This is a genomic window from Vibrio sp. Isolate23 (assembly GCF_022398095.1).
GTDB lineage: Bacteria > Pseudomonadota > Gammaproteobacteria > Enterobacterales > Vibrionaceae > Vibrio > Vibrio coralliilyticus_A.
In genome coordinates, this window is sequence record NZ_JAKEUV010000005.1 from 194555 (window position 1) to 220868 (window position 26314).

20 protein-coding genes are annotated in these 26314 nt (G+C 46.1%); 9 read left to right on the forward strand and 11 right to left on the reverse strand.

Going from position 1 to position 26314, the window contains the following annotated elements:
• Positions 1 to 57 precede the first annotated feature (57 nt).
• Both mrcB and hrpB read right to left on the reverse strand, forming a co-directional pair.
• Positions 58 to 2418, reverse strand: coding sequence for a penicillin-binding protein 1B (gene mrcB / locus L1D31_RS14450; RefSeq protein ID WP_239837795.1), 2361 nt, complete (start codon positions 2416 to 2418; stop codon positions 58 to 60).
• Positions 2415 to 4874, reverse strand: a complete 2460-nt coding sequence (gene hrpB, locus L1D31_RS14455; protein WP_239837796.1) for an ATP-dependent helicase HrpB — start codon at positions 4872 to 4874, stop codon at positions 2415 to 2417. The genes mrcB and hrpB overlap by 4 nt, the downstream gene beginning before the upstream one ends.
• A gap of 54 nt (positions 4875 to 4928) precedes the next feature.
• On the opposite strand from hrpB, the gene sfsA reads away from it, so the two are divergent.
• The 7 genes from sfsA to panC all read left to right on the forward strand — a co-directional run bounded on the left by sfsA (position 4929) and on the right by panC (position 10888).
• Positions 4929 to 5642 (forward strand): DNA/RNA nuclease SfsA, encoded by a 714-nt coding sequence (gene sfsA, locus L1D31_RS14460; RefSeq protein WP_239837797.1) that lies wholly within the window; start codon positions 4929 to 4931, stop codon positions 5640 to 5642.
• Positions 5643 to 5781: 139 nt separating this feature from the next.
• The gene (gene dksA, locus L1D31_RS14465) at positions 5782 to 6228 is read left to right on the forward strand and encodes an RNA polymerase-binding protein DksA (protein WP_006958112.1); all 447 of its coding nucleotides are present in this window, start codon (positions 5782 to 5784) and stop codon (positions 6226 to 6228) included.
• A gap of 70 nt (positions 6229 to 6298) precedes the next feature.
• A complete protein-coding gene (gluQRS, locus tag L1D31_RS14470) occupies positions 6299 to 7189 on the forward strand; it encodes a tRNA glutamyl-Q(34) synthetase GluQRS (protein ID WP_239837858.1) in 891 nt (296 codons plus the stop codon).
• A gap of 114 nt (positions 7190 to 7303) precedes the next feature.
• Positions 7304 to 8674, forward strand: coding sequence for a polynucleotide adenylyltransferase PcnB (gene pcnB / locus L1D31_RS14475; RefSeq protein ID WP_239837798.1), 1371 nt, complete (start codon positions 7304 to 7306; stop codon positions 8672 to 8674).
• Positions 8671 to 9156, forward strand: coding sequence for a 2-amino-4-hydroxy-6-hydroxymethyldihydropteridine diphosphokinase (folK, locus tag L1D31_RS14480; protein ID WP_239837799.1), 486 nt, complete (start codon positions 8671 to 8673; stop codon positions 9154 to 9156). The genes pcnB and folK overlap by 4 nt, the downstream gene beginning before the upstream one ends.
• 23 nt (positions 9157 to 9179) lie before the next feature.
• A complete protein-coding gene (gene panB, locus L1D31_RS14485) occupies positions 9180 to 9974 on the forward strand; it encodes a 3-methyl-2-oxobutanoate hydroxymethyltransferase (RefSeq protein ID WP_239837800.1) in 795 nt (264 codons plus the stop codon).
• Positions 9975 to 9985: 11 nt separating this feature from the next.
• Entirely contained in the window at positions 9986 to 10888 is a 903-nt protein-coding gene (gene panC / locus L1D31_RS14490) for a pantoate--beta-alanine ligase (RefSeq protein WP_239837801.1), read from the forward strand.
• 72 nt (positions 10889 to 10960) lie between these two features.
• Here the strand turns inward: panC and L1D31_RS14495 are convergent, their stop codons facing one another.
• From L1D31_RS14495 to L1D31_RS14505, 3 genes are all read right to left on the reverse strand, one after another.
• Entirely contained in the window at positions 10961 to 11731 is a 771-nt protein-coding gene (locus L1D31_RS14495) for an ABC transporter permease (protein ID WP_239837802.1), read from the reverse strand.
• 1 nt (position 11732) lies between these two features.
• Positions 11733 to 12647: an ABC transporter ATP-binding protein gene (locus tag L1D31_RS14500; RefSeq protein ID WP_239837859.1), complete on the reverse strand. Its 915-nt coding sequence runs from the start codon at positions 12645 to 12647 to the stop codon at positions 11733 to 11735.
• Between the two features lie 188 nt (positions 12648 to 12835).
• Positions 12836 to 14506, reverse strand: coding sequence for a SulP family inorganic anion transporter (locus tag L1D31_RS14505; protein WP_239837803.1), 1671 nt, complete (start codon positions 14504 to 14506; stop codon positions 12836 to 12838).
• Between the two features lie 353 nt (positions 14507 to 14859).
• Here L1D31_RS14505 and can point away from each other — a divergent pair, with 353 nt between their 5' ends.
• Positions 14860 to 15519 (forward strand): carbonate dehydratase, encoded by a 660-nt coding sequence (can, locus tag L1D31_RS14510; protein WP_239837804.1) that lies wholly within the window; start codon positions 14860 to 14862, stop codon positions 15517 to 15519.
• A gap of 52 nt (positions 15520 to 15571) precedes the next feature.
• Here can and hpt read toward each other — a convergent pair whose 3' ends face one another.
• The gene (gene hpt / locus L1D31_RS14515) at positions 15572 to 16102 is read right to left on the reverse strand and encodes a hypoxanthine phosphoribosyltransferase (protein WP_239837805.1); all 531 of its coding nucleotides are present in this window, start codon (positions 16100 to 16102) and stop codon (positions 15572 to 15574) included.
• 306 nt (positions 16103 to 16408) lie between these two features.
• On the opposite strand from hpt, the gene L1D31_RS14520 reads away from it, so the two are divergent.
• Positions 16409 to 17014, forward strand: coding sequence for a LuxR/HapR/OpaR family quorum-sensing transcriptional regulator (locus tag L1D31_RS14520; RefSeq protein WP_239837806.1), 606 nt, complete (start codon positions 16409 to 16411; stop codon positions 17012 to 17014).
• Between the two features lie 120 nt (positions 17015 to 17134).
• Here L1D31_RS14520 and lpdA read toward each other — a convergent pair whose 3' ends face one another.
• The 5 genes from lpdA to recJ form a co-directional block, all read right to left on the reverse strand.
• A complete protein-coding gene (lpdA, locus tag L1D31_RS14525; protein ID WP_239837807.1) occupies positions 17135 to 18565 on the reverse strand; it encodes a dihydrolipoyl dehydrogenase in 1431 nt (476 codons plus the stop codon).
• Between the two features lie 255 nt (positions 18566 to 18820).
• Positions 18821 to 20716 carry a pyruvate dehydrogenase complex dihydrolipoyllysine-residue acetyltransferase gene (aceF, locus tag L1D31_RS14530; RefSeq protein WP_239837808.1) on the reverse strand — a complete coding sequence of 632 codons (1896 nt, stop codon included), beginning with the start codon at positions 20714 to 20716 and terminating at the stop codon, positions 18821 to 18823.
• Positions 20717 to 20735: 19 nt separating this feature from the next.
• Positions 20736 to 23399, reverse strand: coding sequence for a pyruvate dehydrogenase (acetyl-transferring), homodimeric type (gene aceE / locus L1D31_RS14535; RefSeq protein WP_239837809.1), 2664 nt, complete (start codon positions 23397 to 23399; stop codon positions 20736 to 20738).
• A gap of 49 nt (positions 23400 to 23448) precedes the next feature.
• Complete coding sequence (gene pdhR / locus L1D31_RS14540; protein WP_006958126.1) at positions 23449 to 24216, reverse strand: pyruvate dehydrogenase complex transcriptional repressor PdhR; 768 nt, start codon at positions 24214 to 24216, stop codon at positions 23449 to 23451.
• Positions 24217 to 24569: 353 nt separating this feature from the next.
• Positions 24570 to 26306, reverse strand: coding sequence for a single-stranded-DNA-specific exonuclease RecJ (gene recJ / locus L1D31_RS14545; RefSeq protein ID WP_239837810.1), 1737 nt, complete (start codon positions 26304 to 26306; stop codon positions 24570 to 24572).
• Positions 26307 to 26314 lie beyond the last annotated feature (8 nt).

The following is a 26314-nucleotide window of genomic DNA, read 5'->3' on the forward strand; positions in this document are numbered from 1 at the left end:
CTAGAGTTCCCTTCTCATTCTCATACACCGAATCGAGCAATAGATACGCCCAACGATTTACCAACTGAATATTTTTTTTATCCATTGTGTGGGTTGATTGTCACACTGCTGTTTAAGCACACCGTTAGCATCCCAAACGGGCAACTTAAACGAGTTATCGCAATCCAGTTGTAAGCTCCCCTGCTCTGTGGAAGCAAAGCCGAGTGTACTGATCCCTTTTGGCCAAGGTAGCGTCAGTTTCTCTGGTATGCGGTGATTGAGATATTCTGCATAAACTCGTAGCGCACCACTAGAGCCTGTCAGCTTTGTCGGTTTATTATCGTCACGACCTAACCAAATGGTTGTCACTTCCCGGCCATCTACGCCAACAAACCAACTGTCTCGAGTATCGTTACTGGTACCGGTTTTCCCAGCCAGAGCCGCCCAGCCAAACTGGCTGTTGAGATAACGGCCTGTTCCCTCAAGCACACCACGCTTCATGGCATACGTCGTTAGCCATGCCGCTTGTTGGTCAATAGTTTGCGACATACGAGGCAAAGACTGATACAAAACATTACCTTCCAAATCAACGACTGAACGCAGTGCAGAGAGTGGAGCTTTTTTACCCGAGTTCGTTAACGTTTGATACATCTGCGCGACTTGAAACGGCGTTAAAGTAAATGAACCAAGGAACATGGATGGCACCGGACGGATCTCATTACGGTCTACCCCCAGCTTTTCCAAGGTGTTGACTACATTAGGGATTCCCAATTTCATCCCAAGCTCTACCGTCGGCACATTGAGAGACTTTGCCAGTGCAATGTACAAAGGTACATCACCCCGGAACTTACGATCGTAATTACGAGGTGACCAAACGCTGCCCTTCGATCCTTTAAGGCTGAGAGGTTTATCATGCAAAGTAGTCGCCAAGTTGTATTTATCAGGTTGTTCGAGTGCCGTTAGGTAAACCGCCGGTTTCGCCAATGAACCGATTTGCCGACTGGCATTGAGTGCGCGGTTAAAACCGTCATAGCCGGTCTTTTTTCCCCCTACCATGGCGCGGATTTCTCCAGTATGTCGATCCACGGCTATAGCCGCTCCTTCCAAAGACTTCCCTGCGACCTTACTCAGTTGAGGAATTTTCTTCGCAATCGCTTGTTCCAGCTCTTGTTGAGAAACCGGATCGAGAGAAGTAAACACCCTCAACCCCATATCAGCCTGAAATGCATCACCGACTTTTTCTTTCAGCTCAATTTTCAGTTGCTGGAAATAAGCAGGCTGACGGCTGGCGATACGTGGATTGTCTTGAATATCGAGCGGCCGGCTGGCTGCCATATCAAATTGGTTAGCACTCAACATTCCCTGCTGCATCATTAAACGCAACACTAAATCACGGCGCTCTTTTGCACGCTCAGGAAAGCGAATAGGATTGTAATAGGACGGACCTTTAACCATCCCAACCAATAAGGCCAATTGATCGATTCTCAGCTCTTGAATCGGCTGCCCAAAATACAAACGCGACGCTAAGCCAAAACCGTGAATAGCCTCACCTCGACTTTGACCTAGGTACACTTCATTAAGATAACCTTCGAGGATGCGATCTTTGCTATAACGATAATCAATGATCAACGCGATGTAAGCTTCACGGATCTTACGCCACAAAGTGCGGTCACTGGAAAGAAAAATGTTCTTGGCTAACTGCTGGGTCAGCGTACTACCGCCTTGTACGGTGCGACCAGCTTTGATATTGGCGACTAACGCCCGAGCAATAGCGAAAGGTGATACGCCATCATGCTGGTAAAAATCTCTGTCTTCGGTCACTAGTAGTGCATCAACCATCACCTCTGGGAACTGATCTCGCCGCAAAAATAAGCGCTGCTCATCATGATTTTTTTCCAACATGCCCAACATTTTAGGTTCAATGCGCAGATAACCAAGATCGCCTGATGATTCAAGCGACTGAATTCGCGTCAGTCCTGAACGATCAAAATGCAGCATTACATGACGGTCAGGCTCTGGCCCATCAGTAAACTCAAATGGGCGACGAATCAGCTCAATCTTAGTCGATGAGGAAGAGTACTCACCAGGGTAACGCGGCTGCTGCACTTTGCGGTAATTGAGTACGTCTAACTCATTACGCACTTCTTGAATGGATATTGAATCGCCAGGAGAAAGGTTAAGAATGCGCGCATACACGACTGTTGGGAGATCAAATAACTGACCTTCAAAGCGTTGCTTGACCACACTATCGAGGTAAATCCCAACAAACAAAAGCACAGCAAAACCAGCCAAGCTTAACTTCCAACTCACACTCCATAGCGTCTTCAACCAGCGGTGTGGGCCTTTGGAGGACGATTTACATTGAGTTTGAGCCCGCTTTCGAGTTGGTCTCTTGGTTGTTTTCGCTTTACTGCTCGTAGTAGTTTTTTTCTTGGTCATGAGTTCATTTGTCGCTTAGTTTTGGTCGTTGCCACATGATTAGCTGGGTCATCAGGCCACACATGCTTGGGATAACGCCCTTTCATTTCTTTTTGCACCTCTTTGTAAGCCCCAGCCCAGAAACTGGCTAAATCGCGTGTCACTTGCAGTGGCCTTTGAGCTGGAGAAAGCAGCTCCATAACCAGTGTTTTTCGGCCATCAGCAATATGAGGCGACGTTTGCTCACCAAACATTTCCTGCATGCGAACAGAAAGTACCGGCTCTTGGCCTTGTTGATAGCGTATCTTCTTTTTTGACCCAGTGGGCACAACATAGTGTGTCGGTAACCATTGTTCAATTTCTTGATTGAGTGGCCAAGCGATATAAGCCTGTAATGCCGGCTCCAAGTCCACTTTTGCTAATGCTTTCAGTGAGGTCACTCCGACAAGATAAGGCTCCAGCCACTGCTCTAAATTATCCAGTAATTCAACATCCGACACTCCCGGCCATTGCTGCTCCGGCAACCACTCTGCCGCACATCGAATACGTTCGAGGGTTTCTTTACTTTTTTCCGACCAGTTTAATGCATCGAGTCCTTTACGGCGGACATAGTTGAGTAAAGCTTGAGTCATTTTTTGCTTATCTGGTTCTGGAAGTGAACGACGACTAATGACCAAGCGACCAATTGTTCTATGTTGCTCAGCAATCAGTCGACCTTTATTTTCATCCCAATCTACATTCTCTTTGTCATCAATCAGGGAAGAAAGCCACGATTCGACAGCCAATAAATCCAACTCTACTGCAGAGAATACTTTGGAAGCCTCAGAGTGACTGCGCATGAGCTCAATCGCGACTATGTATTCCGAGGTGGACAATCGTTCATCATCCACCATTTCAGCCCCGTGACCATTAGCCAAAAGAAATTTACCTGCCTGCCCAGTTCTTAATTGCCCAATACGGTCAGGGAATGCGATAGCCAGAGCTGCCGTAACCAAAGCCTCATCAACAGACGCCAGAGAAAAGTTGACAGACAACTTACGCGCCAATGTTTGCGCCCGTTGGAAAACCATTTTTTGCTTGCTGTGCTGGCCGCGCTTCAGGCGGTCAATGCTCTGCAGAAAGTCCAAAATATGACGCTCAGGCTCTTCTAATAAAGCGGCAACAGCCGCCGCAGTATTAACCCAATCTTGCTGTGCTGAATGCGTCAGCATAGCTGCGATGCGTGGCTCAACACTAAGCTCGCTCGCTAACCGACCTCGTTCCGTTAACTTATGATTGGTATCCAATAATCCCAGCTTGTGTAAAAGAGAACGAGATTGGCTCAAACCGCTCACAGGCGGTTCATCGAGCCAGTTTAGTTCAGCCGCATCTACCGTTCCCCACAGAGCAAGTTCAAGACTTAAAGCGGCAAGGTCAGAGTACAAGATTTCGGCTTGAGGCACTTCAGGCTGCTGATTTAACTGACCTTCACTGTATAAGCGTAAACAAATACCGGGCTCAACTCGCCCTGCACGTCCAGCCCGCTGTTCCGCAGACGACTGTGCGATCCGAACTTGCTCAAGCCTAGTAATACCGCTTTTAATGTCAAACTTTGCGGTTCGCTCCAACCCTGCATCAACCACCAATCGAATACCTTCAATGGTCAGCGAAGTTTCAGCAATATTCGTCGCTAATACCACTTTGCGCTTACCTGAAGCTGCAGGCTGAATCGCGGCTTGCTGCTGAGTGAAACCCAACTGCCCGTACAAAGGGCACACCTCTACCTCATCTGGCAATGCAGTCAGCCGCTCTTCAATGCGCTTGATTGCCGCCACACCGGGGAGAAACGACAACAACGACCCTGACTCTGAATGGAGCAACATACTGATATGTTTGACCATTGCATCTTCAAATCGCTCATTGGGACGTAACGGGTGGTATCTGTACTCAACCGGAAAACTGCGTCCTTGCGACTCAATGTAGCTCGCTTCCGGCATCAATCGGCCCAATGCTCGCTCATCCAATGTCGCAGACATAACGACTAACTTAAGATCCTCTCTTAAGGCTTCTTGAATTTCCAAGCTAAACGCGAGCGCGGTATCAGCATGAATGCTGCGCTCATGAAACTCATCAAAAATCAGTAGAGAGACACCATTGAGTTCTGGATCAGATTGAATCATTCGGGTCATGATGCCCTCGGTCACGATCTCAAGTTTTGTCTCAGGGCTGACTTTAGTTTCTCCACGAACTCGATAGCCAACCTGCTGACCTACACTCTCTCCTAATTGCTGGGCTAAGTAACGGGCAATATTGCGCGCCGCTAGTCGCCTAGGCTCAAGCATAATAATTTTGCCTTCGACCACATTATTGCGTAGTAGTTGTAAGGGAAAGTATGTCGATTTACCGGCACCGGGCGCCGCTTTAAGGATGACTTGAGTGCTTTCGCGTACAGCCGAGAGCAACTCAGGCATCACGCTCTCGATAGGCAGCTGTGACAATGGAAAAACCTTATGGTGTAATAATGTGAATATTGTACATAAATCCAGTCCCAAATGAAGTTTGATCCCCAACTTGAATCAGCCATCTTAATTAAACGCTACAAACGCTTTTTGGCAGACATTACCCTACCCGACGGCAGCGAGCGTACTATTCATTGTGCCAATACCGGAGCGATGACCGGCTGCGCTACTGTAGGCAACACCGTTTGGTACTCAACGTCAGACAACCCAAAACGTAAATACCCCAATAGCTGGGAACTGACACAGACAACGCTTGGGCACCGTATATGCATTAATACTGCAAGAGCCAATCAATTGGCAGTGGAAGCGATAGAATCAGGTGTCATTAGTGAGCTGCAAGGCTATGAACAGTTAAAGACAGAGGTCAAATACGGCAATGAAAATAGTCGGATTGATATCTTGCTCAAGTCACAACATCAACCAACGTGCTATATAGAGGTAAAAAGCGTGACGTTGCTTGATGAAGAACGGCACGGGCAGGGCTACTTTCCCGATGCGGTGACCACACGTGGTCAAAAGCATCTGAGAGAGCTCACAGAAATGGCACAAAATGGAAGCAGAGCGGTACTTTTATTCACTGTTTTACATTCAGGGATTGAAAAAGTCTCTCCGGCACACCATATAGACGCAAATTATTCACAATTGTTGAAAAACGCACAAGACCAAGGAGTTGAAGTTCTGTGCTATAAAGCAGAACTTTCAAACACTGAGATAAAACTGGTGGAGCGCATCAATTTCACCTATTGAGAGAAAAAATGATGTCACCTTCACATTGACAACAACTTTACTCTCTAGAGTTTGCCTCAAATTGTTCTTTTTGCTATAGATACCCGCCTTAAAATCTAACTGCGAGCGCAGTTGACTAGGTGTTAGTAGGAGATGCTGCATGCCAGAATCGAAGAAAAAAGCGCTAGGCATCCTAGCCATTGCAGGGGTTGAGCCATACACAGAAAAAGCTGGTGAAGAGTACATGTCACCAGAGCAACTGGCTCATTTCACAAAAATTTTGACCGCATGGCGCAACCAGCTCAGGGAAGAAGTTGACCGCACCGTGCACCACATGCAGGATGAAGCGGCAAATTTCCCAGATCCAGTTGACCGTGCTTCTCAAGAAGAAGAATTCAGCCTTGAACTTCGTAACCGTGATCGCGAGCGTCGCCTAATCAAGAAGATTGAGAAAACGCTTAACAAGATCGAAGAAGATGAATTTGGCTTCTGTGATTCTTGTGGCATTGAAATCGGTATTCGTCGCCTTGAGGCACGTCCGACAGCTGACCTGTGTATTGATTGTAAGACACTGGCAGAAATCAAAGAAAAGCAGATGCAAGGCTAGCATGCGCTTTTAATCATTAAGGTAAGAGGGAGCATAAGCTCCCTTTTTGATTTTGATACGACAGGAAATGATGAGTTATATAGGCCGTTTTGCCCCTTCTCCCTCTGGCCCATTGCATTTTGGTTCTTTGGTTGCCGCTTTGGGCAGTTATTTTCAGGCAAAATCTCAACAGGGACAGTGGTTAGTCCGAATAGAAGATCTTGACCCACCAAGAGAAATGCCCGGTGCGTCAGATTTGATCTTGCGGACATTAGAAGCCTATCAACTCCACTGGGACCAAGAAGTCGTCTTCCAAAGTCAACGCCACGACTTATATCAAGGCCAAATTGAGCAATGGCTAGATTCACAGCAAGCCTATTATTGCCGATGCACCCGTAAGCAAATCAAAGCTCTGGGCGGTTTTTATAATGGCGCGTGTCGTCACCTTGCCCTCAACAATCCTAAAGATTGTGCTGTGCGTTTAACCATGACACATCCTGTTTATGATTTTGATGACCAAAAGCACGGTAAATTAAGTATTCCTAAACCCTTAGCAGATGAAGATTTTATTATAAAACGTCGGGATGGATTATTTGCTTACAACCTTGCAGTAGTATTGGATGATATTGACCAAGGCATCACAGAGGTGGTTCGCGGCGCAGACCTGATTGAGCCGACAGGCCGCCAAATCAGCATGTATAAGATGTTAGGTAAGACACCTGTCCGTTACCTTCATCTGCCACTGGCATTGGATGAGAATGGTCATAAGTTATCCAAGCAAAACCATGCTCCAGCTATCGACAACAGCCAGCCTCGGCCAGCTCTTATCGAAGCAATGCACTTTTTAGGTTTTGATATACATAAAGAAATCACACAGGCTAGTGTGGCAGAAATCATTGAGTGGGGCGTCTCAAACTGGCGAATTGACCAGCTACCAGAATCAACAGAGCTCACACCAAGATTCTCAAACCGCTCACTGTAAGCTATTATTAGCCGCAAATTCGCCCCAAGGGCATAAACGGAATCATAAGCTAGTCCTAACTAGGCACACTCAACCGCTGTTCACGCCAAGCGGAATCAGCGTAACGAGTCATTAATGCACATGAATAAAAACGACTATACACCAAGCGAAAAAGACAGTTATCCAGAGTTATCTCTGAACATTATTACTCGCCAAGAGCATAATATCTCTCGCAAACAAATCAGTGACAATGCATTGAAGGTGCTATACCGACTTCATGGTGCAGGCTTTGATGCCTTCCTAGTCGGTGGTGGTGTGCGCGATCTGCTACTGGGACAAAACCCTAAAGATTTTGATATCGCAACCAATGCCACACCAGAACAAATTCGTCAGCTGTTTAAAAACTGCCGCCTCATCGGCCGTCGTTTCCGTCTCGCACACATCATGTTTGGCCGCGACATCATTGAAGTAGCGACATTCCGTGGCCACCATCAAGAAACCAGCAAGAATATCTCTCAGCAATCCAAAGAAGGAATGCTACTACGTGACAATGTTTATGGCACTATCGATGAAGATGCAGAGCGCCGTGATTTCACCATCAATGCCATGTACTACAACATTGCTGACTATGCGATTCACGACTACGCTGGCGGTAATGAAGACCTCGAAGATCGACTGGTACGTTTGATAGGCGACCCAGAGACACGCTACCGCGAAGACCCAGTACGAATGCTTCGCGCCATCCGATTTGCCGTAAAGTTAGACTTTGATATCGAAGAAGACACCGCAGCACCGATCGAAGAAATGTCTTCACTGCTGGGTGATATTCCATCTGCACGACTATACGAAGAATCACTGAAAATGCTCCAGTCAGGATATGGACTGGAAACCTATCACCTAATGCGTGAATACAATCTTTTCCAGCAGTTATTCCCAATCATCTCAGCTGACTTCACGGAAGAGTATTCTTCAAAAACAGAGCAGATGCTTGACTTGGTTCTTGATTCAACGGATCAACGAATCGAAGAAGGTAAACGCATCAACCCTGCATTTATGTTCGCGGCTATGTTGTGGTACCCGTTACAAGAACGCGCAGCCTTACTGATGGAAAAGCGCAAGCTGTCTTACTACGACGCTATCATGGAAGCGAGCAACTACATTCTTGATGAGCAAGTTCGCACGATTGCGATTCCTCGCCGTCACACCGCGACTATTCGTGAGATTTGGCAATTACAACTGCGCATGCCACGTCGAAATGGCAAGCGCGCTTTCCGACTGATGGAGCTAAATAAGTTTAGAGCCGGCTACGATTTCCTGGAAATGAGAGGAGAAATAGAAGGCGGTGAAACGGGACAATTAGCCAAATGGTGGGAAACCTTCCAAAATGCTGGACGCAACATGCGCCAAGCTATGGTCTCCGAACTGGATTCGGACGCACCAGAACAAGGTAAAAAACGTCGTCGTAAGCCATTTCGTAAGAAAAAGAACAAGGCTTCAACATCATGATCACGGCGTACATTGCTGTCGGCAGTAACCTTGCCGATCCTGTGGCCCAAGCAGAAAGTGCGATTGATGCATTGAAAAAGCTACCAAGATCTGAGTTTAGTCAGGCATCGATGCTGTACAGTAGCACTCCGATGGGGCCACAAAACCAGCCGGATTACATTAATGCGGTGGTCGAAATCCACACAGAATTAACGCCTTTTGAGCTGCTTGACCGTACTCAAGCGATCGAGCAAGAACAAGGGCGTGTCCGTAAAGATGAACGTTGGGGGCCAAGAACTCTCGACTTAGATATTGTTCTTTATGGCAATGAGGTGATTGATTCCGAGCGTCTGACAGTTCCACACTATGGAATGAAAGAGCGCGAATTCGTGCTTTATCCGCTCGCAGAAATCGCACCAAATTTAACCCTCCCATGTGGGACCAGACTGGAAGACTTACTCAAAGTTGTCGATCAAAACGGTCTGCGTATTTGGCAATCATAGCCAACTCCTTAAAAGGAAAAATCATGAAAAAAATTACCATTAACGACCTGATGAAATGGAAGCAGGAAGGTCGTAAATTTGCGACTTCAACTGCTTACGATGCTAGCTTTGCCCAGCTATTTGAAAGTGAAGAAATGCCAGTACTGCTAGTGGGTGATTCACTAGGAATGGTACTGCAGGGTACCCGCGATACGTTACCTGTCACCGTAGAAGAAATCGCTTATCACACACGTTGCGTACGTGCTGGAAGCCCTAACTGCTTGCTAATGGCGGATATGCCATTCATGAGTTATGCCACTCCAGAACAAGCGTGTGACAGCGCTGCACAAATCATGCGTGCAGGTGCAAACATGGTAAAAATTGAAGGGGGTGACTGGTTAGTCGAAACCGTAAAAATGCTAACAGAGCGTGCCGTTCCAGTCTGTGCTCACCTTGGCTTAACACCTCAATCAGTCAACATCTTCGGCGGCTTTAAAATTCAAGGTCGTGAGCAAGAAAAAGCCGATCGTATGGTACGTGACGCCCTCGCTCTACAAGAAGCTGGTGCGCAAATCATTCTCCTTGAATGTGTTCCTCAAGAGCTAGCAGCACGCATCACTGAAGTCTGCGATGTACCTGTTATTGGCATTGGCGCTGGCAATGTGACCGACGGCCAGATCCTCGTCATGCATGATATGTTTGGTATTTCAGCCAACTACATGCCGAAGTTCTCAAAGAACTTCCTTGCTGAAACAGGTGACATGCGTAAAGCTGTAGCTATGTACAAAGACGAAGTTGAAAGTGGTGCATTCCCAAGCGAAGCTCACACAATTGCGTAAGGATTTGACTAATGCAAACTTTTGCTGAAATTGCCGCTCTACGTGAGCAGATCAAACAGTATAAGCGTGATGGTCGTACAATCGCTTTTGTTCCGACCATGGGTAACCTCCACGAAGGACACCTAACTTTAGTACGCAAAGCGCGCGCACATGCTGACATTGTCATCGTCAGTATCTTCGTTAACCCTATGCAGTTTGATCGCAGCGATGATCTTAATAATTATCCTAGAACTTTAGATGAAGACCTAAGTAAGTTGAGCGGTGAAGGCGTCGAGATCGTTTTCACTCCAACACCAGAGGTCATTTACCCTGAAGGGCTGGAAAAACAAACCTTTATTGAGGTCCCTGGGTTATCAAATATCCTTGAGGGCGCTTCTCGTCCTGGCCACTTCCGTGGTGTCGCAACCGTAGTAACAAAACTGTTTAACATCGTTCAGCCAGATGTGGCTTGCTTTGGCGAAAAAGATTTCCAGCAGTTAGCCGTCATTCGTAAAATGGCCGCAGATCTAGCAATGGATATTGATATTATCGGTGTGGCCACAGTGCGTGAAATGGATGGTCTTGCCATGAGCTCACGTAATGGCCTCCTGACGATTGATGAGCGTCAAAGGGCTCCTGTTTTAGCTCGCACAATGCGCTGGATCAGCAGCGCTATGCGCGGTGGCCGTGATGATTACGCTTCGATCATTGAAGATGCTAGCGATCAGCTACGTGCTGCTGGCCTACACCCCGATGAAATCTTTATTCGAGATGCTCAAACGTTACAAGCCATCACCACAGAAACGACTCAAGCTGTGATTTTAATGTCAGCATTTCTTGGCCAAGCCCGCCTGATTGATAATCAAGTCGTTGAAATGGTTGTTGAAGCGAAAGAAGAAGACAATTCCGAAGCCCCTTCTGAGACGACAGAGTAAACGGTATTTTAATTAGGAAACGAAAAGGCTTGGCATTATGCCAAGCCTTTATTTTTTGAATAAAGCAGCTTGCTACGAGCGCAGGCCAATACCTTTTGTCACTAGGTAATGAGCCACAATGTAAAGTACAACAACAAATATGCCTAACACGCCAAATGACGTTGCAATACCAACATCCGATACCCCAAGAAAGCCGTAACGGAATGCATTGACCATGTAGACAATTGGATTGATTTTCGACACACCTTGCCAGAAATCTGGCAACAGGCTAATTGAGTAAAACACACCACCTAGATATGTCAGTGGCGTCAAGACAAATGTCGGAATGATCGAGATATCATCGAACGTCTTCGCATAAACCGCATTAATCAACCCACCCAAAGAGAACACCACAGACGTCATAAATACGGTTGCGATGATGATCCCCCAATGATCCACTTGTAAGTCGACAAAGAACAACGAGACAAAGGTCACTATCGTCCCCACCAATAAACCACGTACGACTCCCCCCATGACGAAACCCCAAATAATCACATAGTTAGGGACAGGGGCAACCAACAATTCTTCAATATTTTTCTGGAACTTAGCACTGAAAAATGACGAGGCAACATTGGAGTAGGAGTTAGTGATCACCGACATCATGATCAATCCCGGCACTATATATTCCATATAACTGAAGCCGTTCATTTCACCAATTCGAGAGCCAATCAGGCTGCCAAAAATAATGAAGTACAGGGTCATAGTAATCGCTGGTGGAACCAAGGTCTGGACCCAAATTCGAGTAAAGCGATTGACTTCTTTGGTCAGTAGGCTACAAAAAGCAGTCCAATAAATACGATACATTTTATTGGCCTCCTTCGCGGACAATATTCACAAACAACTCTTCTAGTCGATTGGCCTTATTACGCATCGACAGTACTTTGATACCCTGCTCTGTCAACTGACTAAAGATGGCATTGAGCCCCTCACTCTTCTCGATTTCAATTTCTAATGAGCCATTGACAACACTCTGGCTGTTCACCCCTTTCAATGGAGGCACTTCTGCGCCATCTTCTAAATCAAGAATGAAGGTTTCCACATGAAGTTTATTCAACAGTGCTTTCATTGTGGTGTTTTCTATTAGCTCACCTTTGCTGATAATACCTATATTGCGACACAGCATCTCAGCTTCTTCGAGATAATGCGTGGTCAAAATAATCGTGATGCCTTCTTGGTTAATCTCCTTAAGAAATTCCCACATAGAACGGCGCAGCTCAATATCGACACCAGCCGTCGGCTCATCCAAGATAAGTAACTTTGGCTCATGGACCAGAGCACGAGCAATCATCAGGCGTCGCTTCATACCACCTGATAAGTTTCGCGCACGTTCGTTACGTTTTTCCCATAAATCGAGTTTAGTTAAGTATTTCTCTGCTCTTTGCTTAGCTAATGTGCGGGGCACGCCATAGTAACCGGCTTGCTGAAGCACGATTTGTTCAACCGTTTCAAACTGATTAAAGTTAAACTCTTGGGGAACCAAACCTAAATTTTGCTTTGCCAGCTCTAAATCTTGGTCGATGTCGTAGCCAAACACTTTGACCTTACCTGAGGTCTTATTAACCAGTGAAGAGATCACGCCAATGGTTGTCGACTTACCCGCACCATTAGGCCCGAGCAAGGCATAAAAATCTCCCTTGGCGACGTTGAGGCTGATGCCTTTCAACGCTTCAAATCCCCCCGCATACGTTTTGCGGAGTTGTTCAATTTCTAATGCGTACATAGTTTTCAGTGTAATCGTTGGTTGGTGCAGGTATGGGTAGAGTGCGTGTGCACTTAGACTGCCACGAGTTGCCAACGAGTTTATCGTTGAATAACGATGAACACAATTACATAATTCGATTTATTTGGAAATATAAAATATTGCCACTCAATAAAAACGCCGCTGACAATCAGCGGCGTATGGCGAAACTAGATGGATTGAAACTGGTGTTCATCACTGTCAACATGCTTCAAAGCCGCTTTGAGAGCTTCGTAACGGAACTTATACATATTGCCTTCTGGTATCAAATCAATGACATGGAACTTTTCAAGCTGTTGCCTTGTACCCTCGTTAGGGCACAATAGGTAGACTTGGCAATGTGCTTCAAGTGCATCTTTTATCGCATTCTCTAGGGCTAAACCGACGGTAACATCGATCATGGGAACATCAGTTAAATCGAGGATCATCACCTCGTAATCAGCGATACTGCTGTGCTGGCGAGAAATCGCTTTTGACACACTGAATATCATCGGCCCAGAAAGATAGAAGAACAGAACTTTGTCATTGGCACTGTCTAACAACGCTCTTTCGCTATCCGTCAGTGGCACATCATTTTCATCCGCATCACTGATCGCTTTAACCTGACGCGCCTGCTCGCGACTCAAACGTTCAATAATAATAATATTGGAAATAAAAACGCCTAACCCGACGGCAACGATAAGATCGACGAAAACGGTCAGCAGCATCACACCATACATGACCGCCATACCTGCAAAACTCACTTTATGAGCTCGCTGGATGAAACTCCAATCGAGGATATTGAAGCCAACGTAAACGGCAATACCCGCTAAGACAGCCATCGGAATGGGCTCTGTGAGGCCACCTGCCACCAGAACCACCAAGGCTAGCACAAGCGCACGAATCACACCGGACAACGGAGAACGCGCGCCAACTTGAATATTGGTCACCGTTCCCATGGTTGCTCCCGCCCCAGGCAGCGCGCCAAATAAGCCTGAAATCATGTTCGCTAGCCCTTGGCCACGAAGTTCTTTATCTGAATCGTGCTCTTTACGTGTTAACGAATCGCCAATCACGGCAGTTAAAAGCGTATCAATACAACCCAGCGTACCCAGAACCAATGCATCAATCACCATCTCAATGAACATCGAAGCATCAAAATGTGGAATAACCAAAGATGGCAAACCCGCAGGAATTTCACCGATACGACGAATATCCTCACTATCAAACACTATCACCGATAAAAGCGTTACAGCAATTAACGCAACGAGCTGAGCTGGAACGTATTTCCGGTATTTCTTCGGGAAGAAGAATAAAATTCCCAATGTCAGAAGCCCAAGGAACAGTTCACTAAACTTCATGTTAGCCACCGTATCAGGGAAGGCGGATAACGTGCCTAGCACACCACCGGAAGGGGCTGCGTGGCCAAGCAGTGGCGATAGCTGAAGGATAATCAGAATGACGCCGATGCCAGACATAAACCCAGAGATCACACTGTAAGGCATCAAAGTTACATACTTACCGAGTTTTAATGTGCCCAGTAAAATCTGGAATGCACCAGCCATCATCACAACCGTAAAGGTCATTGCCATGCCCGTTTCTGGGTATTTGGCCATCATACTGGTCAGTACCGCGGTCATGATCACCGTCATTGGCCCTGTAGGCTCAGAAATTAGCGAGTTAGAACCACCAAATAGAGAGGCAAACAATCCAACTAAAATAGCCCCCCACAAACCGGCTTCTGCCCCAGCTCCAGAGGCCACCCCAAATGCCAATGCTAATGGCAAAGAGATGATAGCGGTGGTCACACCACCAAACACATCCCCTTTTAGGTTGATATCTTCAAAACGACTTCCAAACACAACTCAGCTCCACTGCTAACTAATGCAAGTTTGATGATTAAAGGTGCGGTAATTCAAGCTTCCTGTTTCTTCCCTGAATATCCGCATAAAAAGTAATTAAATTAAAGCAATCTTGTCGCCATCTTCGTTGATATGGTGACAAACTAATAACTTTAACAAATAGGCTTGTTCAAGATTAGTCCGAATACAGATTCATCATGCACACTATATAACTTTTTGTTAGGTTCACTGCTAAGTTTATGTTTTTTAGCGATGAAACACGTCAGATGAGTGCTTGTTTACACAGTTTTGACAGGAACGGAATTGTAACATTGTGTATAGTAGCGAAAGAATTTTTAAGGATTGATTGTAAGATGCCGGAAATTAAACAGCTTTTTGACAATAACTCAAAGTGGTCTGAATCTATTAAGGCAGAACGACCAGAGTACTTTGCAAAACTTGAAGAAGGACAAAACCCAGGCTTCCTCTGGATCGGCTGCTCAGACAGCAGAGTTCCAGCAGAACGTCTCACCGGCCTTTACTCAGGCGAACTATTTGTTCACCGCAACGTGGCGAATCAGGTGGTTCATACTGACCTGAACTGTTTATCGGTTGTGCAATATGCGGTTGATGTTCTTAAGGTGAAGCACATCATTGTTTGTGGTCACTACGGCTGTGGTGGTGTTAATGCCGCTATCGATAACCCTCAATTAGGCTTGATCAATAACTGGTTGTTGCACATTCGCGATAATTACCTCAAATACAAAGCACAAATAGAGTCCCTGCCACGAGATCAGTGGGGCAATAAATTGTGTGAGATCAATGTTGCTGAGCAAGTTTACAATCTAGGCAACTCAACCATACTACAGACGGCATGGGAAAGAGGCCAAGAGGTTGAGATTCATGGTTTCGTCTATGGGATTGGCAATGGCAAGCTCCAAGACTTAGGGGTTCGCTGTTCAAGTAGAGAAACCTTAGAAAACAGCCATCAAGAAGCGCTAAACAAGATTCTAACTTCACCAGTACTTGAATAGATAACAAAAGACCCGCATCTCGCGGGTCTTTTGTTATTGGAATCAGAGTGCTTTATTCTTGAGGAACCACTTTACCAATGTAAGGTAGGTGGCGGTATTTCTGGGCATAGTCAATACCCACACCCACAACAAACTCATCTGGAATGGCAAAACCAACCCAATCGACCGGCACTTCTACTTCACGTCGTGAGGGCTTATCCAGTAAAGTACAGATAGCAATAGACTTTGGCTCACGTAAAGAAAGAATCTCTTTAATTTTATTCAGCGTATTGCCTGTATCAATGATGTCTTCGATGATTAGAACATCTTTACCTTTAATATCATCATCCAAATCTTTAAGAATACGAACATCACGAGAACTTTCCATCGTGTTGCCGTAGCTAGAAGCTGTCATGAAGTCTACTTGATGTGTCAGTTCAATCTTTCGAGCTAAGTCAGCCATAAAGACAAATGAACCACGTAACAAACCAACCAGCACCAAATCTTCACTGCCCTGATAGTGAGCTGTAATTTCTTTGCCAAGTTCATTGACGCGTTCCTGAACCTCTTGCTCAGAAATCATTACTTCTACTGTATGTTTCATACCAATCTCATTTTCTGCATTAACGATAGCTTATTCGACGCGAGTTCAGATATCGCCAGATGATTTTAAGCCCGTAGTTTATCACCACTGTGTAGCGAGAGAAACGTTTGCTTGATTAAAGACTGCAATAACCATATGCAACTACATGATCGATAGCACGGTATTAATAAAAATAATTATTAAATAAACTGAAATCGTTGACCTAATTAATATGCACCATTACACTCATTAATGCGAAAGCAATAATAAAATACTAATTAGGGCAAAAGCCCACATATACAACTCAATTGGCAAGGAAATATAACTATGGATTCTATAGCTAAGAGACCGCGTACGCGTCTTTCACCACAAAAACGTAAGCAACAACTGATGGAAATCGCATTAGAAGTGTTTGCTCGACGTGGTATTGGTCGCGGTGGTCACGCTGACATTGCAGAAATCGCCCAGGTTTCTGTAGCCACCGTGTTTAACTACTTCCCAACCCGTGAAGATTTGGTTGATGATGTACTAAACTACGTGGTTCGTCAGTTCTCTAACTTCCTATCTGATAATATCGACCTCGATATTCACGCGAAAGAAAACCTACGCAATCTAACTTCAGCGATGGTTGATCTGATTGTCAACGACTGTCACTGGTTGAAAGTTTGGTTTGAGTGGAGTGCTTCAACACGTGATGAAGTATGGCCTTTGTTCGTGACCACCAACCGCACCAATCAACTGCTGGTTCAGAACATGTTTGTCAAAGCCATCGAGCGAGGTGAGGTATGTGACGAACACGATCCTGCAGATCTAGCAACACTGTTCCATGGTATTTGCTACTCATTGTTCGTACAGGCTAACCGTACTCAGGACGATGAGTCTGTGAACCGCCTGACACAAAGCTACCTAGATATGCTTTGCATCTACAAGTAAGTAGGCTTACGCCTTAATACTAGCCGGGTTTTCACCCGGCTTTTTTGTGTTTGCAAAGACCCTAAAATGAAAAAAGCCGCTGAGTAATCAGCGGCTTTTGTTAGTCAGTTTTCAGAGAAATTATTTTTTCTTTTTAACTGCTTTTTTGTTTGGAAGGTCAGTGATAGAACCTTCGAATACTTCAGCAGCTAGACCGACAGACTCGTGTAGCGTTGGGTGAGCGTGGATAGTTAGTGCGATATCTTCTGCATCACAACCCATCTCAATAGCTAGACCGATTTCACCTAGTAGTTCACCACCGTTAGTACCAACGATCGCACCACCAATAACACGGTGAGTCTCTTTGTCGAAGATAAGCTTAGTCATACCGTCTGCGCAGTCAGATGCGATTGCACGACCTGATGCAGCCCAAGGGAAAGTTGCCACTTCGTACTTGATGCCTTCTTCCTTCGCTTCTTTCTCAGTCTTACCAACCCATGCCACTTCTGGCTCAGTGTAAGCAATTGAAGGAATAACTTTAGGATCGAAGTAGTGCTTCTTACCAGCAATAACTTCAGCAGCAACGTGGCCTTCATGCACACCTTTATGCGCAAGCATTGGTTGACCAACGATATCACCGATAGCAAAGATATGAGGTACATTTGTACGAAGTTGCTTATCTACATTGATAAAGCCACGCTCATCAATTTCTAGACCCGCTTTCTCACCATCGATAAGCTTACCATTTGGTACACGACCGATAGCCACTAGAACTGCATCATAGCGCTCTGCTTCAGCAGGGGCTTTCTTGCCTTCCATTGACACGTAAATACCGTCTTCTTTTGCTTCAACTGCTGTCACTTTCGTTTCTAGCATTAGGTTGAATTTGTCCTTCACACGCTTAGTGTAAACTTTAACGATATCTTTATCTGCCGCTGGGATAACTTGGTCAAACATCTCAACGACGTCAACTTTAGAACCAAGTGACTGGTAAACCGTACCCATTTCTAGACCGATGATACCACCACCCATGATAAGTAGTTTTTCAGGAACTTCTTTCAGTTCGAGTGCATCCGTTGAGTCCCAAATACGTGGGTCTTCATGCGGAATGAATGGCAGTTTGATAGGGCGAGAACCCGCAGCAACGATAGCGTTATCGAAGTTTACGGTTGTTGCCTCTCCTTCGCCTTCAACAAGGATAGAGTTAGGGCCAGTAAATTTGCCGTAACCGTTAACAACCGTCACATTACGCATCTTAGCCATACCGCTAAGACCGCCAGTCAGTTGATTAACAACTTTCTCTTTCCAGATACGAATTTTGCTGATATCAGTTTGCGGCTCACCGAACACAACGCCGTGATCTGCCATAGCTTTTGCTTCTTCAATTACTTTAGATACGTGAAGAAGTGCTTTAGATGGGATACAACCCACGTTTAGACATACACCGCCAAGAGTGCTGTAGCGCTCGATTAGTACAGTTTCAAGACCTAAGTCTGCACAACGGAAGGCAGCGGAGTAACCAGCAGGACCAGAACCAAGTACAACAACTTGGGCTTTAATTTCTTTGCTCATTTTGACCTCTTGTAGTCATTATCCCTAACAGGCTGAGTGGGTATTGATTCTTTTGTTTAAGAGTGGTTGGTTTTAAACAGTTATTTTCAGACCGCCAACAGTTTACAGAGATGTTAATGGTGTGAAAAGCAATTCCATTTAGCCTGTGAGCTAGCCAACAATTAAGTTAGGAAAACATTCTCCTTCACCCAATTGTCAGATGTTTCTATTAACAGAGGCGGCTAAAAAGGCCGCCTCTCAATCATCTCAGTTCAATTAAAGAACCAGACGACGAATGTCTGATAGCGCACTGTTTAGGAAGGTAATGAAGCGCGCACCTTCAGCACCATCGATCACACGGTGATCGTATGATAGAGACAGTGGAAGCTGTAGGCGAGGTTCGAATTCTTTACCGTTCCATACAGGTTTCATTTCAGACTTAGACACGCCAAGGATACCGACTTCTGGAGCGTTTACGATTGGAGTGAACGCTGTACCGCCGATGCCACCTAGGCTTGAGATAGTGAAACAGCCACCTTGCATGTCAGCCGCAGTTAGCTTACCTGCACGTGCTTTCTTAGAAACCGCCATTAGCTCTTCAGATAGCTCGTAGATGCCTTTCTTGTTCACGTCTTTAAAGACAGGAACAACCAGACCGTTTGGCGTATCTACTGCGATACCGATGTTGACGTATTTCTTCAGAATGATGCTTTCGCCATCTTCAGACAGAGAAGAGTTGAACGCTGGGAACGCTTCAAGCGCTTTAGCAGCAGCTTTCATGATGAACACAAGTGGTGTGATCTTCATGCCCGTGTCTTTCTTCGCTTCGATAGCGTTCTGCTCTTTACGGAACGCTTCTAGCTCAGTGATATCAGCGTTGTCCCACTGTGTAACGTGAGGGATCATTACCCAGTTACGGTGTAGGTTTGCACCCGAGATCTTCTTGATCTTAGAAAGCTTCTGAACTTCAGTTTCACCAAACTTGCTGAAGTCAACTTTCGGCCAAGGCAGAAGACCAAGCGCTGCGCCGTCGCCTTTACCAGATGCTGCTGCACCTGCGCCAGACTCAAGACGCTTAAGTGCGTCTTTCACGTAGGCTTGAACGTCTTCTTTCAGGATACGGCTCTTACGGCCAGAACCTTTAACTTTAGACAGGTTAACGCCAAACTCACGCGCTAGACGGCGAACAACTGGAGATGCGTGTGCGTACTCGTTGTTCTCTTGGAAATCGCCAGTCGTTACTGGAGCTGCTGCCGCTGGTGCTTCTGCTTTAGGAGCTGCTGCAGGTGCCGCCGCTTGAGCTGGAGCCGCTGCAGGAGCTGGTGCTACACCCGCCACTTCGAAGACCATGATTAGAGAGCCAGTAGACACTTTGTCGCCAGCTGCAATCTTGATTTCTTTAACCGTGCCCGCAAATGGTGCTGGTACTTCCATTGAAGCTTTGTCGCCTTCAACAGTGATTAGAGATTGCTCTTCTTCCACTGTATCGCCAACTGCAACCATGATTTCAGTCACTTCAACTTCGTCGCCACCGATATCTGGAACGTTCACTTCTTTCGCTGCAGACGCCGCTGGAGCAGCTGCTACTGGAGTTTCTGCTGCAACAGGTGCCGCTGGAGCGCCAGAGCCTGCTACTTCGCCTGATTCTACAGAGAAAGTCATGATTAAAGAGCCAGTCGTTACTTTATCGCCTGCTGCTACTTTGATCTCTTTTAGCGTACCAGCGAATGGTGCAGGTACTTCCATAGAAGCTTTGTCGCCTTCAACCGTTAGAAGAGATTGCTCTTCTTCAATACTGTCGCCAACTGCAACCATGATTTCAGTCACTTCAACTTCATCGCCACCGATATCTGGTACGTGAACTTCTTTAAGCTCTGCCGCTGCTGCTGGAGCTGCCGCAGGAGCAGGTGCAGCGTCAGCTGCACCCTCGGCTTCGACATTATCTTCAACGAACAGCATGATTAGAGAACCAGTAGAAACCGAGTCGCCTTCAGCAACTTTGATTTCTTTAACGATACCCGCTTGAGATGCAGGAACTTCCATAGAAGCCTTATCGCCTTCAACTGTGATCAGAGACTGCTCTTCTTCAACCTTGTCACCAACGCTTACAAGAATTTCAGTAACTTCAACCTCATCCGCACCGATGTCTGGTACATTAATTTCGATTGCCATTTCTTATTTACCTTCTCAATTAAGCGTATAGCGGGTTAGTTTTTTCAGTGTCGATGTCGAATTTAGCAATCGCTTCAACGACTACTGACTTCTCAACATCACCACGCTTAGCCAGTTCACTTAGCGCTGCTACAACAACGTAACCTGCGTTCACTTCGAAATGACGACGTAGGTTTTCGCGGCTGTCTGAACGACCAAAGCCATCAGTACCCAGTACTTTATAAGACTCAGAAGGCATGAACGCACGAACTTGTTCTGCGTAGTTCTTCATGTAGTCAGTCGCTGCGATTGCTGGCTCGCTGCCCATCACTTCTGCGATGTAAGGCACTTTTGCGTCAGCTTCTGGGTGTAGCATGTTGTCACGCTCTACCGCTTGACCGTCGCGAGTCAGTTCGTTGAATGACGTTACAGAGAACACGTCAGACGCGATGCCGTAGTCTTCGCTTAGGATAGTCGCAGCTTTACGTACTTCGTTCATGATAGTACCAGAGCCCATTAGCTGAACTTTAGACTTGTCACCTGCGTAAGACTCAAGCTTGTAGATACCCTTACGAATGCCTTCTTCAGCGCCTTCTGGCATTGCTGGCATGGCGTAGTTTTCGTTCATTACCGTTAGGTAGTAGAACACGTTCTCTTGCTCAGGACCGTACATGCGACGGATACCGTCTTGCATGATTACCGCAACTTCGTACGCGAATGTTGGGTCGTAAGAGATACAGTTAGGAACTGTGTTCGCCATGATGTGTGAGTGACCGTCTTCGTGCTGTAGACCTTCACCGTTTAGCGTTGTACGACCAGCAGTAGCACCTAGTAGGAAACCACGAGCTTGTTGGTCACCCGCCATCCATGCCATATCGCCTACACGTTGGAAACCAAACATTGAGTAGTAGATGTAGAATGGAATCATTGGCAGATCGTTAGTGCTGTAAGATGTCGCAGCAGCAACCCAAGAAGCCATTGAGCCTAGCTCGTTGATACCTTCTTGTAGAACCTGACCAGATGTCGCTTCTTTGTAGTAAGAAACAATGCCTTTATCTTCTGGCGTATATTCCTGACCGTGCGGGTTGTAGATACCGATCTGACGGAATAGACCTTCCATACCAAACGTACGTGCTTCGTCACAGATGATAGGAACGATGTTCTTACCAATGTTCTTGTTCTTAAGCAGGATATTAAGCGTACGAACGTAAGCCATTGTTGTAGAGATATCACGCTTCTGCTCGCTTAGTAGCGGCGCGAACTCTTCTAGCTCAGGTACTTTGAATTCTTGAGTGAACTTAGGCAGACGCTGTGGCGTGTAACCTTTTAGCTCTTTACGACGAGCGTGTAGGTATTCGTATTCCGCAGAACCTTCTTCAAGCTTCAGGTACGGAAGCTCTTTAACCGCTTCGTCAGTTAGGATGTCTTGAAGACCTAGACGATCACGTAGGTGTAATACGTGAGTCATGTCCATCTTCTTAACTTGGTGCGCGATGTTCTTACCTTCAGCCGCTTCACCCATACCGTAACCTTTAACAGTCTTAGCTAGGATGACTGTTGGACGACCTTTAGTCTCTGCCGCGTTTTTGTATGCTGCATACAGTTTAGAAGACTCGTGACCACCACGCTTAAGTGCGAAGATTTCGTCGTCTGTCATGTCTGCCACTAGTGCAGCTGTCTCTGGGTATTTACCAAAGAAGTGCTCACGTACGTATGCGCCATCTTTAGATTTAAATGTTTGGTAGTCACCATCTACAGTTTCGTTCATTAGCTGTAGAAGCTTGCCAGATGTATCTTTAGCAAGTAGTGCATCCCAGTTGCTACCCCAGATAACTTTAACAACGTTCCAGCCAGCACCTTTGAATAGGCCTTCTAGCTCTTGGATGATGCTACCGTTACCCATTACAGGGCCGTCTAGACGCTGTAGGTTACAGTTCACTAGGAAACATAGGTTGTCTAGTTTCTCACGAGCTGCGAAAGACAGTGAACCACGTGATTCTGGCTCATCCATCTCACCGTCACCTAGGAAAGCGTACACACGTTGAGCAGACGTGTCTTTCAGACCACGACCGTCAAGGTACTTAAGGAAACGCGCTTGGTAAATCGCAGAAATTGGGCCTAGACCCATAGATACTGTTGGGAACTGCCAGAACTCAGGCATCAGTTTAGGGTGCGGGTATGATGGAATACCTTTGCCGTCTACTTCTTGACGGAAGTTGTCTAGCTGCTCTTCAGTTAGACGACCTTCAACGAATGCACGAGAGTAGATACCTGGTGAGATGTGACCTTGGTAGTACACTAGATCGCCACCGTCCGTCTCGTTTGGAGCACGGAAGAAGTGGTTGAAACATACTTCGTAGAATGCAGCAGAAGACTGGAAAGACGCCATGTGGCCGCCTAGCTCTAGGTCTTTCTTAGATGCACGTAGAACGATCATGATTGCGTTCCAGCGGATGATGGAACGAATACGGCGCTCAAGTGTTGTGTCACCTGGGTAAGCTGGTTCTTGATCTGCAGGAATCGTGTTGATGTAGTTGGTTGTGATTCCTGTTGGCATGTCAACACCGTCTAGACGTGCTTTGTCCAGAACTTGCTCTAGTAGGAACTGAGCACGCTCTACACCTTCTTCACGTACAACTGACTCAAGGGCTTGTAGCCATTCTTGAGTTTCCAGTGCGTCTACGTCATGCTTCATATCAGACATGGCGATCTATCCTTCTGTTGGTTGGATCTACTTATTTAAGTAACGCTCTTTACGAGTCGTTACCCTGCTGAATTCGACGCAAAGATCGCTCACGGCGAGACTCTTCACGACTCAAATCCAACAATGTTTCTTCAATATAAGCTAAGTGTGAGTGCGACATTTCACGCGCCTTTTCTGGCTGACCAGAAACGATCGCATCAACGATATTAGCTCGGTGTTTACTTACTTTTTCCACCACTTCATCGCGGCGATGTAAGAGCTTAAGATTCTGAAGGACGTTTTGCTCCAGCAAAGGGGCCAAACTGCGAACGATATGAAGCAAAACAACGTTGTGCGCCGCTTCAGTCAAAGCGATCAGAAACTGCATCACCGCAGCCGCTTCCGCTTCAACATTTTTCTTCGTTTGCTCTTCGCTGATGTTTTTCAGGCAAGCCTGAATACGGGCAAAGTCCTCATCGGTGCCACGAACTGCTGCAAAATAAGCAGAGATACCTTCCATCGCATGGCGCGTTTCGAGTAAATCCAGCTGTGTTTCCGAATGGCTAGACAATAAATTTAGCAGAGGATCTGAAAAACTCGTCCAGATATTCTCGCTAACAAATGTGCCACCACCCTGGCGACGAGTGAGAAGACGTTTAGCTTCGAGGCGTTGAATTGCTTCACGGATTGAAGGACGAGACACATCAAACTGCTTTGCCAGTTCGCGCTCTGGTGGCAACTGCTGCCCCGGAGACAATGTTCCTTCCACAATCAGCCGTTCTAACTCTTGTTCAATTACATCAGAGAGTTTTGGCTGACGAATCCTTTGATAAGCCATAGTTGTTGTTCTTCTACTCTTTGCAGTCAATTGGTATTACCAATTTTAAGTTGGCGACGAAATTAACATAATTAAAACGCAAGTTCCAGTCAAAAATTGACCCACATCATAGAACAAGCCATGCATCAACACTTTGATAACATTAGCTGATTAAAACAGCAATCAAATTGGTCTGACCAATTACAAAATGTAAACAGATGGGAATAAATCGTGCTAGCAATCACACTTTAATTGGTCAGTTTTAAAGGAATATGAACAGAAAATGTCGGGAAAAGAAGAGACTCGTCGTTGCTAGTAAACAAAAACGGGCTGCGCTTTCACAAGCGCAGCCCGTTCCTACATTTCGTGAAAGACTATTTTGCTTCGATATGGTCAATCATCAATTGCAGTGACTGATTACCTCGAAACTCGTTGATATCCAGCTTGTAAGCCAAACGTACCGTTTTCACTGACGCATCTGGCCAGCGACGCAGATCGACATTAAAAGCAATCCCATCAATCATGATGTTGGTCGGATGACCTTTATGTAAAGGCTCCAGCATCAGCTTCAGGTGCTTCTCGCCAACCAATTTCTGATGAAGCACTTTAAATTCACCGTCGAACAGAGGTTCAGGGAAAGCTTGCCCCCAAGGTCCACCAGCACGAAGCATCTCTGCGATATGCATAGAAAACTCTTCTGGCTTCAACTCACCGTCAGACAAAATCACACCTTTGAGAGCGACGTCGTCCAACTCTTGTTTCACAGCCTCATCAAACAGCTGAGCAAATCGTTCGAAGTCTTTTTCCATGATCGTCAGGCCAGCTGCCATGGCGTGCCCACCAAACTTGAGGATCAAGCCGGGGTTTTGAGTATCAATACGATCGAGAGTATCACGCATATGTAGGCCCGGAATCGAACGACATGAGCCCTTAATGCTCCCTTCACCACCATCCGCGAAGGCAATCACAGGACGATGAAACTTCTCTTTGATTCGAGATGCCAAAATACCAATCACACCTTGGTGCCAATCACGCTGAAACAGCACCAGCCCATGAGGCATATCCTTGTCACCAAACTGAAGACGCTCACAGAAAGCCATCGCTTCCTGTTTCATACCTTCTTCAATTTCTTTACGCGTTTGGTTCAAGCCATCCAGCTCACTCGCCATACGACGTGCAGCATGAATGTTGTTGGCCATCAAAAGCTCAACGCCAAATGACATATCATCCAAACGACCTGCTGCGTTAATACGCGGACCTAGTGCAAAACCGAAATCGGCCGCGACCAATCGACGCGCATCTCGCTTTGCGACTTCAATCAATGCTTGAATACCAGGTCGTGCTTTGCCAGCACGAATACGCTGCAAACCTTGGTGAACCAGAATGCGATTGTTTTCATCCAGTGGCACCACATCAGCAACCGTACCCAGAGCAACCAAATCAATCAACTCCATCAGTTTTGGTTCAGCCATGCCCTGATCGGCAAACCATCCCTGCTTTCTCATATGAACACACAACGCCATCATGAGATAAAACGCCACTCCAACTCCAGCCAAGGCTTTCGAAGGAAAGGCACACTCTTCTAGGTTTGGGTTGACCATTGCATCGACGTTAGGTAACTCATGGCCCGGCAGGTGATGGTCAGTGACTAATACCTTTAGCCCCTGCTCTTTGGCGTATCGCACACCATCAATTGAAGAGACACCATTATCGACTGTCATGATCACTTCAGCGCCAATCTCAATCGCCTGATCAACGACTTCTGGGCTAAGACCATAACCATCTTCAAAGCGATTCGGCACCAAATAATCGACGTTATTGGAACCAAGCATTCGCAATGCGAGCACCGATAGAGCCGAGCTGGTTGCCCCATCAGCATCGAAATCTCCGACAACAATAATACGTTTATTACTCTGGATAGATTCAAATAGCAACTCGACTGCGGCGTCAATACCATGCAATTTTTGATAAGAATGCAATGCACGCGCCGTCGTTTCTAACTGCTGCGCACTGGTGATACCACGTGAGATGTAAATGCGCTTAAGAAGTGGAGCAATGTCGGTGGAAAGCAGACTGAGATCAACCTCAGGCCGGCGTTGAATTTCGATCATAGATTGGA